This is a genomic window from Paraflavitalea devenefica (assembly GCF_011759375.1).
Taxonomy (GTDB): Bacteria; Bacteroidota; Bacteroidia; order Chitinophagales; family Chitinophagaceae; genus Paraflavitalea; species Paraflavitalea devenefica.
This window is the reverse complement of the sequence record NZ_JAARML010000005.1, coordinates 238682-256047: the sequence shown is the minus strand read 5'-3', so window position 1 is coordinate 256047 and position 17366 is coordinate 238682. Positions and strand designations below refer to the sequence as shown.

Below are 17366 nucleotides of genomic sequence, written 5' to 3'. Positions count from 1 at the left end.
TGCCGGCTATTATACTAAACAGGTAATAAATGTACCTCTACCAATTGTCCTTTCGTTACATCTCCCGCTTCTTCCGGCAGCACAATTAAACAATTACATACGGCAAATGAGTGCATACGGTACGACTCCTGCGCCTGCAATACCCGCACCCCTTCTCCATTCCAGTATCCTTTCAGGAATTGGGTAAGTCCCGGTTTCCGGGCATAGTCGTTGAGCAAGGGCATCCGCATAACGGGCAAAGTGGCTTGCGGATAACCCATCTGTTCACGGATGCTGGTATACACATATTCATAAAAACAGGTGAGCACGGAAGAAGGATTACCGGGTAATCCAAACACCAGTTGCTCATCCCTTTTACCAAAATACAGGGGCTTTCCGGGCTTTTGTTTCAGCCGGTGGAAAATGCGTGTCACCCCACATATTTCCAATGCCTTTGCCACATAATCATAATTGCCTACACTCACACCACCAGTGATCAATACCATGTCGGATTCCGATAATGCCTGGGCAAGCGTATGCAGCAACTTATCGAAATCATCTTCCACGGCCATCAGGGAAACAGGCCCCACCTGCATTTGTTGTAAGGCAGTGCGCAACGTGTAGGAGTTAGACTCATATACCTGGCCAAATTGCAAGGGCGTACCCGGCGCCTGTAATTCATTGCCGGTAACAATGATCGTAATGTTGGGGGCGGGATAAACAGCTACCTCATGGATGCCCATGCCTGCCAGGAACCCGATGGCTGCAGGCGTTAGCGCAGCGCCTTGCGGTAAGGCCAGTTCATTGGCGGCTATTTCTGAGCCAATGGGCCTTACATTGCCTCCGGGCTGTAAATCGGCATCATCAATAATAAGCTCATTGTCTTCCACCCGTACCTTTTCCTGCATCACCACTGTATCGGCCCCACCGGGCAAGGGCGCGCCGGTGAAAATGCGGGCAGCTTCTCCCGCAGCAATCTGCAGGGGTGCTGTAGCGCCTGCGGCCATCTCGCCGGTTATTTTCAGTACAGCACGCTGTTTCCAGCCATCATAATTAAAAGCATACCCATCCATGGCGCTTTGCTGAAAAGCAGGTATGGATACCGGTGAATAGACGCTGGCGGCCAGTACCCGTCCCAATGCTTTTTCGAGCGGGAGGGTAACCGATGGCCTTAAAGAAGTATGGGTTGTGATCAATGCTTTTGCTTCCTGTACGGATAACAAAGCAGGTGTTTCTTTTTGATTGCTCATTATTTCTTATCGGAATGACCAAGACTTTTAGCAGGATTTACAACGTCCCGCACCAATTGTTTCAGTTCTTTTATTTCGGGGAAATGACCGGTTTCTTTACGGTCGAATACAATGTCATCATTAATATAGATGGCATAACGGCCGCCGGTTTCGGAGGGCAGTAGCGTCACGCTTTTGATGTCATCGCTGAAAGTAGTAAGCAGCTCCTGGGCCATATAGGCGGCCCGCAGCATCCAGCCGCATTTGGGGCAGTATTCAATCGTAATGGTAGGTTTCATCGCGCTTGTAGTAGGTTAGTGCAAATGTATAGTATCAACCGCCAATGGCAATCATACTCCTGTTCTTTATGCTCAGCGGATCGGTATGGGCATAATCATCTACAAACTGTCCGCCTCTTTCCGCCGCTTTCGACCAGATACATTCTTTGATCAGGGGCACCAGGTCTTCACCACGCCGCAAAGCGCCCAGCAGGTCGGTCTCTGTTTGGGAAAAGAGACAATTCTTCATCTTGCCGTCAGCCGTGAGGCGCATCCGGTTACAATCACCACAGAAAGGTTTTGTCATTGTACTGATCACAGCAAAAGTGCCTGCATGGCCGGCTACCTGGAAATTCTTGGCGGTATCGTGCTTCTTGTGTTGGATGGGCTCAAAGGAATACCCCTGCGCTACAATATCCAGTATCTCCTGCAGGCCGATCACTTTGGCATGTTCCCAGTGATTGCCGGTAAAAGGCATAAACTCAATAAAACGGATATGGAGCGGGAGTTCTTTTGTCAGCGCGATGAAGGCCGGTATCTCATCCTCATTCACTCCTTTCATGGCCACCACATTCACCTTCACGCGCAAGCCCAGTTGCACCATCCCGTGGATATTATCGTATACCTTTTGGAAATTATCCCTTTTGGTCAGGAGCATGAACTTATCGGCCTGTAAAGTGTCCAGGCTGATATTGATGGAGCGCATACCAGCCGCCTGCAGGTCGGCCGCAAACTCCTGCAGCCGCACACCGTTCGTGGTCATCGTCAATTCTACGGGATAAGCGCCGAGGCGCCTGATGATCTCCCCCACTCCTTTACGTACCAGGGGTTCGCCACCCGTCAGCCTGATCTTCTTCACACCCAGTTGCACGAACAGGCCGGCGATATGGTCTATCTCATCCGGTTGCATCAGTTGTTTATTGGGCAGGCAGGTAATATGTTCATCAGGCATGCAGTAAAAGCAACGGAGGTTGCAACTGTCTGTCAGTGAGATCCGCAGATAATCATGAACCCTGTTATATGAATCGATCAGCATGCACTATTGGTTGAAAATTACCCCGTTACCGGATCAGCCGGCTTATCCCGGCCTGCATCACAGAAAAGAGGCAAATGCGTTATAAAGATACCGCAATATTATGTCAGAACCATGATTTCGCGGATTTTGCCCCCAGGAGCTATCCTTTGCCCCCATTTATTCCGCCTCCCCGCATTTACCTGCAAGCTGCCTGTTCCTCAATAATTTATTTAAAGTACCGTTAAACTTCGGGGAGAAATCAGGGTCTCAGACATATTGTGCCTGCCAGAAAACCCGGCCTTGTGTTAATAAATGACCGGCAGGCATTTGTGGCAACTTTTTTGAACGATTGTATCCTAACATCCTGAAGCAACCGACATCCATTCATCAGCACTAATCCTGCAATAAATCTTAATATGAAAAATTACATCAGGATCTTTTACACCAGTTTCGCGGTATTGGTAACAGGTGTATTGCTATGCTCCTTCTTCTTGCGTCCGTTAGACAATTCATCAGCTCCCTTTAGTTTTCCTTACAAAAAAGCAAAACTGACCGAAAGGCAGGCCGCCGCCCACCTCCTGAACAGGTTCACCTTTGGCGCCCGTCCCGGCGATGTGGATGCTGTGGTAAATATGGGACTGGAAAAATGGTTCCGGCAACAACTGGAAGCCAAACTACCCGATGACACCCTCACACAGTTGCTGGGTTCCTATGATGCCCTGAAGCTGAGCAATGACGAAATTGCCGACATCTATCCCAGGGGTGGCCAGTTGGTGCGTATGGCCATCCGGGATGGCTATATCCACAAAGACTCCGTGAATGCCAGCGACAAGAAAGGCTATAAGGACCAACTGCAGCGCTATATGGATGAAAAAGGGCTGAAGCCCATGCAGGAACTGTACCGCCAGTTAGCTAACCAGAAGATATTAAGGGCCACCTATGGAGAGAACCAGTTACAGGAAGTGCTCACCGATTTCTGGTTTAACCACTTCAATGTATCCCTCACCAAAAATGATTGTGGCCCGTTTGTCATGGCTTACGAGCGCGACGCCATACGCCCGAATGTACTGGGCAATTTCGAAACCATGCTGATGGCTACGGCCAAATCACCCGCCATGCTGTATTACTTAGACAATTTTACCAGCATGGGTGAAAATATGCCGCCAGCCAATCCGCGGACCGCCAAAGCGCAGCAGCAATTTGATCAACGGATGGAAGCCATGGAATCCGATACCTCCGCCAAGGCCATGGCTTTGAAAAAAGCACAACAATTACGCAAGACCCGGGGACTTAATGAAAACTATGCCCGCGAAGTGATGGAACTGCATACACTGGGTGTGGATGGTGGTTATACCCAACAGGATGTAACACAGGCCGCCAAAATATTAACCGGCTGGACAGTATATCCCCTGAACGATTATGGCGCCAATGCGGCCCGCAAACAGCTTGAAAGACTGGGAGAAGAAAAGATGCAGAAGCAGGGCTATGTACGGGAAGGAGACTTTCTGTTTGCCGCCAACCGTCATGACAAAAGCGCCAAAACAGTATTGGGCAAACCATTTAAAGCCAATGGCGGCTATGAAGAAGGCGTTGAGCTGCTGCACATGCTGGCCCACCACCCTTCTACCGCGAAATTCATTGCCCGCAAACTGGCCGTGCGTTTTGTGAATGACAATCCGCCCCAAAGCCTGATAGATAAAATGGCCCAAACCTTCCTGGCCAAAGAGGGCAATATCCGCGAAGTGCTCATCACCATGGCCACCTCACCGGAGTTCTGGAGTAAAGAAGCGCTGCGGGAAAAAACCAAGTCGCCCTTTGAACTGGCCATCAGTTCGGTGCGCAACCTCAATGCCACCATTACCCAACCTTACCAGTTGTATACCTGGGTAAGTAAGATGGGACAACGGATGTATTATTACCAGGCGCCCACCGGCTTCCCCGATAATGGTAAATACTGGATCAATACCGGCTCCCTGCTCAATCGCATGAACTTTGGCCTGGCGCTGGCTTCTAACCGCATACCAGGCATAACAGTAGACCTCTATGCACTCAATAACCACCGGGAACCGGAAAGTGCCGAAGCAGCACTGGAAACCTATGGCAAAATGATCATGCCGGAGCGCGACCTTGAAGCCTCTATCAAACGGCTCACTCCTTTGCTGAACGATCCGGAGCTGGGTAAGAAAGTAGATGAGGCTGCAGGCAAAACAACCCCGCCACAGCAGCAGACTACCATGATGCAGGACAATGAAGAAAATACGATGACGGAGATGGATGAAACAACGGAACTGATGCCTAAAAAGAAAGGCGGCGGAAAAAAGAATCCCAACAAAATACCCAAAAATCCTGCTAAGAATAACTATGCCATGCAATATGCCAAAGGCAATAACAACATGCTGTCGCAGGTAGTAGGTATCATCATTGGTTCACCGGAATTTCAACGTAAATAAGTCTCAAAGAAAAACCTTATTATCATGGCTACAAGAAGAGGATTTTTAAAATCAGGTGGTCTGGCCTTATTCGGAATTGGCGTAGGTGGTGTGCCTACCTTCATTGCACGTGCCGCCAATAGTCAGAAGATCATTCATCCGTACAAAAGAAATAAAATACTCGTTTGCATATTCCAGCGCGGCGCTATGGATGGCCTTATGGCCGTAACGCCGTTTACCGATCCATACCTGAAAGCGGCGCGCCCTACCCTGTTCATGACGGCCGCCAAAGGCGACGCCAACGGTCAACTGATAGATCTGGATGGACGTTTCGGTCTCCATCCTTCTATGGCAGTGTTTGAACCCCTGTTCCGGGAAAAACGCCTGGCCATTGTACATGGCATTGGCTCGCCCAACAATACCCGCTCGCACTTTGATGCGCAGGATTATATGGAAAGTGGTACGCCTTTCAACAAAGGCACGGCCAGCGGCTGGCTCAACCGGGCCGTAGGATTGCTGGGACATGATGCTACGCCTTTCCGGGCCGTGAGCCTCACCTCTTCCATGCCACGTTCTTTCTATGGCGACAATCCTTCTGTAGCCATCAGCAACCTGCAGGACTTCGCCATCCAGATGCGGGGCAACCCGATGGGCTCCAATGTAGCCGCCAAAAGCTTTGAAGACCTTTATGATCAAACCTCTTCTTCCCTGCTGAATAAAACCGGTAAGGAAAGCTTTGACGCCATCAAGATGTTGCAGAAAACAGCTATAAAGAATTATAAGCCGGCCAACAATGTGGTGTATCCCACCAGTGCCTTAGGCAACTCCCTGAAACAAATAGCCCAACTTATTAAAATGGATGTGGGACTGGAAGTAGCATTTGCTGAATCCGGCGGCTGGGATACGCATTTCAACCAGGGCGCCGTGACCGGTATCTTTGCACGCAATGTAATGGACCTGAGTAACTGTATAACTGCTTTCTGGAACGACCTCTCCGCTTACCAGGATGACGTAACAGTGATGACGATGACAGAGTTTGGCCGCACCGTAAAACAGAATGGCACGGCAGGCACCGACCACGGAAGGGCTTCCTGCAACTTTATACTGGGCAATGATGTGGGTGGCGGTAAAGTACATGGCCTGGTGAATCCATTGTCAGTAGAGAACCTGGAAGATGGCCGCGACCTCGCTGTTACTACCGACTTCCGGGCCGTATTCAGTGAAGTGGCCGATAAACACCTGCGCATCAACAACGATAAAGCACTCTTCCCCGACTGGAAGGGAGATAAGATTGGTGTGATGGCTTAATAATAGAAAATATTTGCTCTGACTGTGCGAGGCCGCAACGCTGTGCAAAGTTTGTAGTACTGTGCGAGGCTTGCAGCCTCGCACTTTTATTTTGTAGCTTTCAGCAACGTTGCCACTACTTAAGCTTCCTCCTGTTCAAGGTATAACTAAAAAGCTCATTCCCCACCAGCAGGTCCCTCTTTGCATCCAGGAAGAAAAGCACATTGTCATCTCCTTTCTGTAAGTAAAGCGTATAGCCGGGTTTACCGGGATCAAGCAGGTAAACAAGGGTCTGGGGGTCGGCGGCTGTTCCCTTTATGACTGTCCAGGTACCTTCAATAATATTTTGCTGATGAAAAATACGCTTCAACGTGTACCGTACAGGCTTTCCTGTTTGAGGGTCCTGGTACAAGGTAAGAAGCCATTTCAGCTTAAAACATTCCGGATTGGCAGGCAGGTTGAGTTCCCTGGCAATAGCCGTACAAGGTGTTCGGCCTTCATAAACCAGTACAGAATCTTTTATACCGCTGGTCAGTGAGGCAGACGTCTGTAAGGTTTGATAAATAGACATAGGCGGTATGATCTTGCCGGTCCTGCTTAGCGTAAAGCTCTGGCCGCCATTGCCAACTGCCGGATTTTTATCAGCGTCCAGGAAATGAAGCAGGTTATGATCGAGCTGTACAAAATAAATGGAATGCGGCCCCGAATAAAGCCGGTACACGACAGCATCCGGTTTTGAGGGTATTCCTTTTGTGATTTCCCACCTGCCTTCTATTACCGCTTGTCCGAGTGTTTTATCGGTACGGTTGTCAACATAAAAACCGTATTCCTGCTCCAGTCTGAAGGTGGCAGGGCTCTTTGTTTTATCATCCTGTAAAAGAGTGAGTTTCCATTTGATGAAATCACATTTGTCAGTCAGGGGAATTTTAAGAAAGGCTCTTGCGTGTGTCACTCCCGGGCTGGTGCCTTCAAATACACCGGAGACTGCAGTGCCGGCAACCGTTCTGTTACCTGGCAATACGTGGGCGGCCAGAAGCACCACCACCAATACGCCCATGCAGCCAACAATACTTAAGTACCTCATACAAGTATGATTTAAGGTAAACCTATTCATCTGCCGGGATACGGGGAAAAGTTTTACGCCTGTGGCCGTAAATCCTTGACCAAAAGCTGCTATCGTTTGAGTAATCTTTGCTCTACCATTTGCATCAGGGCGTCGCGGTAATTACGGCTCACGGGAAGGGTTTTGTCTTTCATCCGGATGGTATTGCCTTCAATGGCATCAATACGGGCACAGTTGACGAGGAATGACTGGTGGACTTTCATAAACTCAAGGGCCGGCAACTGTCCTTCCAGCCCTTTCAGGGTAAGATAAGCCAGTATCTTCTTCTGATCTGTATAGATATTTACATAATTGCCCAGGCTTTCAATATACAGGATGTCTTTCAGTTCAATCTTCTCAATCCGTTTGTCGCTTCGCACAAAGATCCAGGAGGGAAGTGTGGGCGGTGCGGTAGCGTCGCGGAGATCGGTATACTCTTTGGCTTTCTGTACCGCCTTTAAAAACCGGCTGAAGGCAACCGGTTTCAACAGGTAATCAATAATATCCAGCTCATACCCTTCCAGTGCATATTGCGGAAAGGCCGTGGTGAGAATAACCAGGGGTTTTATGGAGGGGCCTTTGAGATAATCAAGCCCCGAGCGTTTGGGCATCTCAATATCGAGCAGCATAATATCCACCTTGTTGTACTGCACGAAGGCTTCTGCTTTCAAAGCATTCTCAAACTGGCCGGCAGGTTCCAGGAAAGGCACCTGCTCCACGAACTCCTGCAATATTTTCCGGGCGATGGGTTCATCGTCCACAATGATACAGCGTAGTTTCTTCATACCAGCAGCGTTAAGTGAACGGTATATACAGCCTGGTCCTTCATAATATTGAGCGTATAATGGTCCTTGTACAGCAATTCCAGCCTGCGCATCACATTGCTCAATCCAATGCCGCCTGCCTCCTGCTCCAGTTGCTCATACGTATTAGAGCAGGTGAATTCAATGCGGCCGGGCGCTTGTTGCAAAGATATCTTAATAACATTGCTCCGGTTATCATCCCGGGTACTGTATTTAAAAGCATTCTCCACAAAAGCAAGGAAGATCAAAGGCGCTATTTTTACTGACCCATCCATTACATTGATGTCCAGCGTTATCTGCACATTGCTATCGCTCCGGGCCCTTTGCAGCGCCACATAGTTTTGCAGATAAAGAGTTTCCTTCTCCAGTTCCACCCAGTCTACATCAGCCTCATAGAGATTGTAACGCAGCAGGTCGGCAAACTGCAACAGGATATCCCTTGCCTGCTGGTTCTGCCGGTCAATGGAACCATAGATCGTATTGAGGCCATTGAATAGGAAGTGCGGGTTTACCTGCGCCCGCAGGTATTTAAGCTCTGTTTGCAGTTGTGATATCTGTATATTTTTTACCTGCTGCCGCTGTTCATTCGATTTTTGGGCATAATACAGCAGGGACGACATGACGAGGAACCACAAGGCATTAAAAACGTTCCAGTGTAAATAACCATTAAGCGCCATTGGCTCATCCGGCCATACCTGGGCATCCCAATATTGCTGGTTAAAGCTGCGCAGGTAAGTATACAGCACAATAATGGCAATAAGACCGATAATATACCATACGATCTTTTTCTTTTCCAGGAATACCGGTATCAGGAAGCGGATATTTCCATACAACAACAGCGCTATCATGGCAAAAAAGAGCAGCAAGGGCTGCAGGGACCACACAAAACCTTTTTTCATGATCCAAGGCCGGGAGTCCATGATCCCATAGATGATATAAATACCCCAGAAGAGCCAGTGGAATAAATTACCTTTTAGAAAGAGGGAACGCAAAGCAGTTGATTTTGTAATAGTATAAAGTTATTGATCGCCCCGGTTAGTGTCTTCACTAACCAGAACCCGTGTCGCCCAGGTCCGTTTCCTCACTGTCGCACCGGTTCGTGTCCTCACGAACCGGAACCGGCACTATGTTTTTCAATCAGTGCTATGATCTCCCTCCGGTGAAAATAATAAGCCCAGCCCAATGCTATGGCATCATGCTCCTTATCCTTTATCGAAAGATCAACACCGGCGTTCAGCGCCAGTTGCGCCAGGGCTATATCGCCTCTTTGTGCGGCAATATGCAATAAAGTGCCCTGCCAGTCAAAATAAGTGCGGTTTACTTCGGGTGGATGGGCAGCCAATAGCGCTGCGGCACGTTCTTTCCAGCCCAGGTCCCACGCATCCAGCGCCGTGAGGGATGCCCCGTGTTCAATAAGCCATTCAGCCGCCGCAGGTTGCCGGCAATGTGCCGCCAGTTGCAACAGGGTCATTCCATTGGTGAGTGGTGTATTCAACTCTTCGGGAGTAGCCGATGCACCCATTTTTTCCAAGGCAGCGATCTCGCCTCTGCCGGTTGCTTCTGCCAGTGATACAATGTGCCGTGCAGGTGGATGCGTAATATAGCGTTGCCCCATCAGCCACCAGGTAATACCGTGACCAATCACCTGAAATCCGGCCCGCTCATAGACGGGTCGTCCCATACCATTTGCATTCAGCATCACATACTGGTAGCCGTGCTCTTTGGCATAGCGACAGGCAGCCAGTACAATCGCTTTGCCAATGCCTTTCCTGCGCATCGAAGGCACTACTCCTACACTATACATGCCGGCAATGCCATTGGCACCGGTCGTAAAGAACAGGCAGCATTGCCCTGCGATGACACCATCCAGGAAAGCAACGAAGCGCTGTACCTTTTCGGGCCAGGTATGGAATAAGGCATCTGAAATAGGACCGCCAGTATCGTTATAAGGAAGTCCCTCCACATCATGCACAGGGGTATCATTAGATGCCCGTATTTCCAACTTTGCCGGCGCCAGTTCATCGGTTTGTGCAACATCCAGGTCCAGGGCCATCCAGCAGGGTTCCCATCCCGGCTGAAAGCCGCGGGCCAGTAAATAGGCCCCCACATCAGCAGGTGCTGTGGGAGCCAGTGACCAATAGCCTACGTGTTGTGCCTGATTCGCCCGGTAGAAATCCATCATCGCATCCAGTTGCGCACCTGCATTCCCGGAAGTTAATGAAGGAAATACAACAGCCGAACCGTTGGCAGGTGTATACGTATAGGTAAGTCCGTCAGCAACATTTACAACGCCACCTAATGCCCTGGCATTGTCACAAAACAACTGCCGGTGATTCTCAGCAACAGCCTGCTCCAGTTGTGCTGCACTGGCATCCCGGAGAACTAATTGACCACTAACAGGAATCGTACTCATAAAAAGTAGTTTACACTTGTTGACTTTTCACGTCGTTACCTCAATGCCTCGTTGCCTGCTCTTCCAAATCTAAAAAGAAAATCACTGGCTACCGGCAACTATATTACCTGCTCCTCCTGTTTTCACGATAAAAAGACAGCTTATGTAGGTTTTCAAACAGGGTATCACAAATGTTTTTTGGAGTCTTTGATTAACGTGAAATTCAACCTGCCGACGAGTGATCAGTAAAGGGAAAGTATAGCCATAAAAAAACACCATGAATCACACAACTCCCCCCACCCGCCTGCAATCTGTTGATCTGCTGCGCGGCGCCATCATGGTATTGATGGTCATTGACCATGTGCGGTGTTATACAGGGCAGCCACCCGGCGGGCCTGAGCCTGCTATCTTTTTCACCCGCTGGGTCACCCATTTCTGCGCACCGGTCTTTTGTTTCTTTGCCGGTACAGCCGCTTTCTTCTATGGGAAAAAGCAACCCGATCAACGCAAGCTGACCAGCTTCCTCTTTACCCGCGGCCTCTTGCTGGTCATACTGGAGCTTACCCTTGTACGTTTTTTTTGGGCCTTCAACGTGGATTACAGCGAGTTCATCTTTATCGGCATACTCTGGATGCTGGGATGGAGTATGATGGGGATGGCCCTGCTGGTACGGCTCAAACCATTAACCGTAGGTATCATAGGCCTGGCCATCATTCTTTTGCAGCAGTTGTTTGGCTTACTGCCGAAAGCATTCCCGTCCTCCTTCCAGGAACCTTTTGGCCGCTTTTGGGAGTTTATCTATTCCTCCGGACTGAAAGGCCCGCCCAATGTGGCCATACTGTATGTCATTGTTCCCTGGATTGGCGTCATGGCCGCGGGTTATGGCTTTGGCCTTATCCTGCAAATGGAGCCGGCCAGGCGCCGCCGCATTTGCCTGCAGATCGGGGTAGGCGCTATTGCCGCCTTCATCATTGGCGGTAGTACCAGGATCGCGTTAGGTATACCGGATGCCGATGATACCAGGCCCTTTATTTACCGCCTGCTCGACCAGCGCAAATACCCCGCCTCCACCTGGTACCTGCTGATGACACTGGGACCGGCCATTGCCCTTATCCCTTATGCAGAAAAAGCCCGGGGCTGGCTGGCCAGGGTGCTCACCACCATTGGCCGGGTACCCCTGTTTTATTACCTCCTGCATATTCCGCTCATTCATCTCAGCGCGCTATTGGTTAACTTTATGCAGTATGGCATCACCGGGCAGGAATGGTATGGGATCGCCCCCTTTAGTGCTGTTCCGCCGGAATACAAATGGAGCCTCGGATTGCTGTACCTGGTATTCTTTATAGACGTAGTGATCTTGTATGTTGCCAGCCGCTGGTACGCCGGTTATAAACAGGCACACCCGGAAAAGCGATGGCTCACGTATTTGTAACCTGTTAGTATTTATATGAAACTGAATCACGCCATAGGACGTTTTATCATGGGACTCAGAAGGCCTTCCAAAACTACCAATATGCGCCGGCTGCGTGAGTGGGGCGAAACGATGGAATCATTTACCATCCGGGAAGTTACTGAAAATGACCTGCCTGCATTGGCAGCCCTGCATGTACAAACCTGGAATGATACCTACTGGACAGTGAGGAACCCGCCCACCATTGAGATCCGCGAATACCAGTGGCGCGAGCAGTTTACCGTAAAGGATGGAAGCTGGTTCTGTTACGTTGTTCAGAACCGTGAAGGCAGGCTCATCGGGTTTGCCAAAGGATTAGTATATAATCATGCCGACCTGCCGGATTTTGGCGGGGAACTCAGTAAGATCTACCTGTTGCTGGAATACCAGCGTCTCGGACTGGGCCGGTTGCTGATGGGATATGTGGCACGTCGCTTTCTGAGCCAGGGCATTACCTCTATGGTATTATTTGGTATACCCCAAAACCCTTCCTGCCGTTTTCATGAAGCACTGCATGGCGAAAGATTGTATAGTAAGAAAGGAGAATTTCATGGCGGCTATGGCTGGCGCGATCTGCAAAAACTGGCAGAGATCTGTCCTGTTGATTAAATTCCTATCGTCACATGATACAACCCATTGAACTGAAGCAGGAATTGCTCATGCAGGTACACAATGGTGTGTCTACTACCACCAAAGTATGGGAAATACTCACGGCCAGCCGGGACGGCAACCTGCAGCGCGTGCAGGAACTGGTGCAGAAATGCCCCGGCCTCATCTATGCGCAATACAACTATACACCACCTGTTCACCTGGCCGTGCGGGAGGGGCACGCACCACTGGTTGAATATTTGCTGAACGAAGGCGCCCTTGATCCTGCTTACCGCATTTACCCTTTTTTGGACAACCTGCTTACCATCGCGCAGGACAGGGAAAATACTACCATTGCCAGCCTGCTGCAACAGTATCTTAGTGATCTTTCGCGTTGCCGGTTCAGGGGTGATAACGGAGGCATCCATTACAACAGGAGCAAACAGGAGCAGGATTTTGAAAATGCTGTAGATAAAGAAGACCTGGATACAACAGCCCAGCTATTAAAGGACAATCCTGCCCTGGCGCTGGATGAAACCTTCTTTTGGAGTGAAGGCATTTTGATGATGCCTGCCAAGGAAAACAACCAGGCTATGATGCAACTCCTGATGAGCTATGGCGCCAAAGTACCTGACGTATTAAAATGGACGCAGTTCTATTACTTCGAGCGATATGACAGCGCCGTTTTTCTGATGGAGCATGGTATGAACCCCGATGTGATGAACTGGCACCATGTTACCCTGCTGCATGATATGGCGCAGAAAGGCGCCCTTGAAAAAGCGGCCTTACTACTTAAACACGGCGCACAACTTGATCCCATAGACGAAGAGTACCAATCCACCCCGCTGGGCATGGCAGCAAGATGGGGACATGAGGACATGGTCAACTTCCTGTTGAAGCAGGGCGCCGATCCCAACAAGGCTGGCGCTTCCTGGGCCACTCCCCTGGCCTGGGCCAAAAAGAAAGGACACACAGCTATTGAGAGTATGCTTCGCCGGGCAGGTGCGGCATAAAACGCTAAAATCATCAGCATGTATCCACCGGAAGCACTCACCAAAGACGAACCCTTATTCTGGTCTACCGGAAAAGGAACAGATGTATGGGCTATGTTTTGCGCCGCCAGGAAGGGCGACCTGCCGGCTATTCAAAGCCTGCTCAGCAAAGACCCTTCCCTGCTGCGCAGTGAATATGATTACCGCAATCCCATGTCGTTCGCGGTGCGGGAGAACCAGCCGGCCGTGGTGGCTTACCTGCTGGAGCATGGCGCCAGTCCGATCAATTCCGGTACCGGCGATACTTTATTACAGATCGCCCGCGACCGTGGTTATACCGAAATACAGCACCTGGTGGAAAATGCCATTACCGGGCAACAAGGCACGCCGGAAGGCAATGCTATAGCAGCGGCCATCAGGAACAGGGATATGGCACAAGTGCGGGCTCTGCTGGACGCGTCACCTGAGCTGGTGCATGCCCGTGACGACACTACCAATCAGGCTATTCATTGGGCTACGATGAGCCGGCAGCCGGATATGATGGATGAAGTACTGGCCCGCGGAGCAGATATCAACTCGAAACGTTCTGACGGCGCCAGACCTATCCACCTGTGCAATGGTGATTATGGTTATCGTGGCTGGCGCGACGTGCCCAAAGACACCGTAGCTACTCCCCGCGATATCTTCAACCATCTAATGGCCCGCGGCGCACAGCTTGACCTGTACATGGCAGCGCTCACAGGAAATATAACGCGCGTGCGGGAATTGCTGGACCAGGACCCTGCACTCGTGAACCGTATTTCTGATTGCCGTACCGGCTATCCGGGCTCGGGTGCCGCACTCACCAATGCAGCAACAGGCGGGCATATAGCCATCGTTCGGTTGTTGCTGGAACGGGGCGCAGATCCTTCTTTACCCGAACCAGGCAATGCCCCGCAGGGAAAGGCCCTGTATGAAGCAGTGGCTTATAAACATATGGATATTGTGCAATTACTGCTGGACCATGGCGCTTATCCCAATCCGGAAGTGGAAAGCTCCGGAGATGCTTTGAGCAGGGCCATGCACAATGATGATAAACCCATGATCGAACTGCTTTGCATCCATGGCGCCACCCGCAAAGTACACCTGCTGGCCTATGATGGAGATCTATTGACAGGCGCCGCCGTATTTGCCGCCAATCCTGCATTGGCCAATAACGTCAATGCACTGGAGAATGCCGCCAGCGAAGGGCATGGGTCCTTTGTGCGCCTGATGCTCCGCTACCAACCCCAACTGGCAAAACAGATCGCCATCAGTGTAAAAAGCCGGGGGCCGCAGGATGTTGCAGCGTCACGGGAACTGACAAACTTCCTGTTTCAACAGGGCATGGATGCCAACTACCGGAGCTGGCTGGGCATTACACCCTTGCATGTGTATGCCAGGCGGAACGATATAGAGAACGTGACTCTTTTCCTTGAACATAGAGCAGATATCAATGCCGTAGAAGAAGAATTCTATTCTACCCCATTAGGCCTTGCTGCCAAATATGGCAAGCTGCCCATGGTGGAATTCCTGCTGAAGCAGGGCGCCGATCCCAACAAGGCAGGCGCTCCCTGGGCCACTCCCCTGGCCTGGGCCACCCGCAGAGGACACCAGGATGTTATCACGCTATTGAAACAGTATAACGCACATGAATAATTAACCATTGACTTTATTTATGGAAAAGACAAAGGCAATTTTTAAAACGGCCAGCCCTTACCAAAAAGATGCGATGAACCTGCCGGTCAACGACCTGGAGGCGGCCCTTCCTTTTTACCAAACGATCATGGGATTCAATCTCATATCGCGTGACGATGTGCCACATAAATCGGCCATCCTGGAGCGGGACGATATCCAGATAGGGTTGGCGGAAAATGGCGGCGACCCTACCCAGGATGGATGTTTCTTTTCGGTAGACAGCGTAGATACTGCTTTCGCAGAATTGCGGTCGAATGGCCTGCAAAAGGAAACATCCGCTATCGATGTTCAAAAATACGGCGACACCTTTTGGAAGGTCTTTTTTGTAGTAGCCCCGGATGGCCTCTGTTATTGCATTGGTGAACGGCAACCTGGCTAAACAATACAGTATGCTTTATGAAGGGAACATAACCATTGCCCGCATGGTGCAGCCCGATGAACTGAAAAGGGAAACGTATCAGCACTGGTCGCAGGGACGCGGCACCGATGTATGGAACATGACCTGTGCCTCCGTTGCAGGCGACCTGCCAACCATTCAGCAACTGCTGGCGCATGATCCCCGGTTGGTACATTGTTCCTTTGAATATTTCAAACCCCTGCATTTCGCTGTCCGGGAGAACCAGCAGGCGGCGGTCAGCTATCTGCTGGCACAAGGCGCCGATCCGTTCAATACCGGAGGTGATGTATTGGCCATGGCCCGTGAACGCGGGTATCATGAACTGGCCAGCCTTTTTGAAAGTATTTACAGGGACCGTTACCATATCGCGCCTGAAGGAGATACCATTGCAGCCGCTATCAAAGCCTTTGACACAACAAGAGTATATGCCTTGCTGAAAGAGCAACCGGCACTCCTCCATGCTGCCGATCAACAGGGCAATCAACCCATCCATTGGGCCGTATTAACAAGGCAACTGGACCTGGTTGATTACCTGCTTACCCAAGGAGCAGATGTCAATGCCATGCGTCCCGATGGAGCCCGGCCGCTGGACCTTACCAGGGGGGATTATAATTACCGCAGTTGGTATCGCGATCTTCCTGCTACAGGACTGAGAACACATGAAGTCCTCATCGGATATCTGATAGCACGCGGCGCTGATTACGATATCAGTGTGGCTGCCAAAGTAGGCCATTATGAACGCGTACGTGCATTACTGGACCGCGATCCCGGACTGGCCAACCGGCCCCCTGCTCATGTAGGTTACTATTCCGGGTTGCCCTTGCGTTGTGCTGCCGCCGCAGGACACATTGAAACGGTAAAACTGCTGCTGGAACGTGGCGCCAATCCCAATGAACCGGAACCGGAGATTGCTCCCTGGGGCGGCGCCCTGCATGCAGCTATTGGTGGCAGGCATTTCGATATTGTGAAACTGCTGCTGGAAAATGGCGCCGATGCCAATGCCGAAGTGGAATCGTCCGGCAACTGTCTTTCTATGGCAAAACATGTCAACGCACCACAGGAGATCATAGACCTGATTGCTTCCTATGCCCGCAAAACACGGCCATCAGATGGCGCCGCAAAGCATGATGACATAGAAGCGCTGGCCGCACAACTGCAAGCCAATCCGCAACTACCGGTAGATCATTTGATCAACGGCTTTATCGGCAAAGAAAAACGGCAGCATATCGAACTGATCCTTCGCTATCAGCCGGATGCCTTACATCGTCAGTTGTGGGACCCAACCGCCTGGTGGGATACCAGTACCCTACGATCGGCTGAATATACCCAATGGCTGTTTGAACGGGGTCTGAACCCGCACCGCCGCAACTGGCTGGGCATTACCCTGCTTCACCGCTGCGCCGCCAAAGGAGATATTGATATTGCAGCTATTTGTATCGGTTATGGCTGTGACCTCAATGCACAGGAAACGGGAAGGTCGGCTACCCCACTTGGCTGGGCGGCACGCGAAGGCAAGACAGCCATGGTAACCTGGCTGTTGCAACAAGGAGCCGATCCCAATCTCCCGGCCAATGAACCCTGGGCCCGCCCATTGGCCTGGGCCACACGTAAGGGGCACCAGGACATCATCACGCTGCTTCAACAGCATAACGCACATCAATAACCATTAACCTTTATATAACTATGGATATCCGATATACATTTCACCT

At 50.6% G+C, this 17366-nt stretch carries 15 protein-coding genes; 8 read left to right on the top strand and 7 right to left on the bottom strand.

Features of this window, described 5'->3' with window-relative positions; all coding sequences use genetic code 11:
- Nucleotides 1-14: 14 nt before the first annotated feature.
- The 3 genes from HB364_RS25845 to moaA are packed head-to-tail and all read right to left on the bottom strand — an operon-like array spanning nucleotide 15 to nucleotide 2522.
- Nucleotides 15-1229 (bottom strand): molybdopterin molybdotransferase MoeA, encoded by a 1215-nt coding sequence (locus HB364_RS25845; protein ID WP_246228618.1) that lies wholly within the window; start codon nucleotides 1227-1229, stop codon nucleotides 15-17.
- On the bottom strand, nucleotides 1229-1507 hold the full coding sequence (locus HB364_RS25840) for a SelT/SelW/SelH family protein (RefSeq protein ID WP_167291318.1): 279 nt from the start codon (nucleotides 1505-1507) through the stop codon (nucleotides 1229-1231). Before HB364_RS25840 ends, HB364_RS25845 begins: the two co-directional genes overlap by 1 nt.
- Before the next feature lie 34 nt (nucleotides 1508-1541).
- Nucleotides 1542-2522, bottom strand: a complete 981-nt coding sequence (gene moaA / locus HB364_RS25835) for a GTP 3',8-cyclase MoaA (RefSeq protein ID WP_167291317.1) — start codon at nucleotides 2520-2522, stop codon at nucleotides 1542-1544.
- A 395-nt stretch (nucleotides 2523-2917) separates the two neighbouring features.
- On the opposite strand from moaA, the gene HB364_RS25830 reads away from it, so the two are divergent.
- A complete protein-coding gene (locus tag HB364_RS25830) occupies nucleotides 2918-4951 on the top strand; it encodes a DUF1800 domain-containing protein (protein WP_167291316.1) in 2034 nt (677 codons plus the stop codon).
- Between the two features lie 24 nt (nucleotides 4952-4975).
- Entirely contained in the window at nucleotides 4976-6238 is a 1263-nt protein-coding gene (locus HB364_RS25825; protein WP_167291315.1) for a DUF1501 domain-containing protein, read from the top strand.
- A gap of 115 nt (nucleotides 6239-6353) precedes the next feature.
- Here the strand turns inward: HB364_RS25825 and HB364_RS25820 are convergent, their stop codons facing one another.
- The 4 genes from HB364_RS25820 to HB364_RS25805 form a co-directional block, all read right to left on the bottom strand.
- Nucleotides 6354-7301, bottom strand: coding sequence for a copper resistance protein NlpE (locus HB364_RS25820; protein WP_167291314.1), 948 nt, complete (start codon nucleotides 7299-7301; stop codon nucleotides 6354-6356).
- A gap of 89 nt (nucleotides 7302-7390) precedes the next feature.
- Nucleotides 7391-8104, bottom strand: coding sequence for a LytR/AlgR family response regulator transcription factor (locus HB364_RS25815; protein ID WP_167291313.1), 714 nt, complete (start codon nucleotides 8102-8104; stop codon nucleotides 7391-7393).
- Nucleotides 8101-9114 carry a sensor histidine kinase gene (locus HB364_RS25810; RefSeq protein WP_167291312.1) on the bottom strand — a complete coding sequence of 338 codons (1014 nt, stop codon included), beginning with the start codon at nucleotides 9112-9114 and terminating at the stop codon, nucleotides 8101-8103. The genes HB364_RS25815 and HB364_RS25810 overlap by 4 nt, the downstream gene beginning before the upstream one ends.
- A gap of 113 nt (nucleotides 9115-9227) precedes the next feature.
- A complete protein-coding gene (locus tag HB364_RS25805) occupies nucleotides 9228-10535 on the bottom strand; it encodes a GNAT family N-acetyltransferase (protein WP_167291311.1) in 1308 nt (435 codons plus the stop codon).
- 256 nt (nucleotides 10536-10791) lie between these two features.
- Between HB364_RS25805 and HB364_RS25800 the strand changes: the two genes are divergently transcribed.
- Genes HB364_RS25800 through HB364_RS25775 form a run of 6 tightly spaced genes read left to right on the top strand, consistent with a single transcriptional unit; the run spans nucleotide 10792 to nucleotide 17320 of the window.
- Nucleotides 10792-11946, top strand: a complete 1155-nt coding sequence (locus HB364_RS25800) for a DUF1624 domain-containing protein (protein WP_167291310.1) — start codon at nucleotides 10792-10794, stop codon at nucleotides 11944-11946.
- Nucleotides 11947-11961: 15 nt separating this feature from the next.
- Nucleotides 11962-12573 (top strand): GNAT family N-acetyltransferase, encoded by a 612-nt coding sequence (locus HB364_RS25795; RefSeq protein WP_167291309.1) that lies wholly within the window; start codon nucleotides 11962-11964, stop codon nucleotides 12571-12573.
- Between the two features lie 14 nt (nucleotides 12574-12587).
- Nucleotides 12588-13565 (top strand): ankyrin repeat domain-containing protein, encoded by a 978-nt coding sequence (locus HB364_RS25790; protein ID WP_167291308.1) that lies wholly within the window; start codon nucleotides 12588-12590, stop codon nucleotides 13563-13565.
- Between the two features lie 18 nt (nucleotides 13566-13583).
- The gene (locus tag HB364_RS25785; protein ID WP_167291307.1) at nucleotides 13584-15221 is read left to right on the top strand and encodes an ankyrin repeat domain-containing protein; all 1638 of its coding nucleotides are present in this window, start codon (nucleotides 13584-13586) and stop codon (nucleotides 15219-15221) included.
- Between the two features lie 19 nt (nucleotides 15222-15240).
- A complete protein-coding gene (locus tag HB364_RS25780) occupies nucleotides 15241-15639 on the top strand; it encodes a VOC family protein (RefSeq protein ID WP_167291306.1) in 399 nt (132 codons plus the stop codon).
- On the top strand, nucleotides 15599-17320 hold the full coding sequence (locus HB364_RS25775) for an ankyrin repeat domain-containing protein (RefSeq protein ID WP_167291305.1): 1722 nt from the start codon (nucleotides 15599-15601) through the stop codon (nucleotides 17318-17320). The genes HB364_RS25780 and HB364_RS25775 overlap by 41 nt, the downstream gene beginning before the upstream one ends.
- Nucleotides 17321-17366 lie beyond the last annotated feature (46 nt).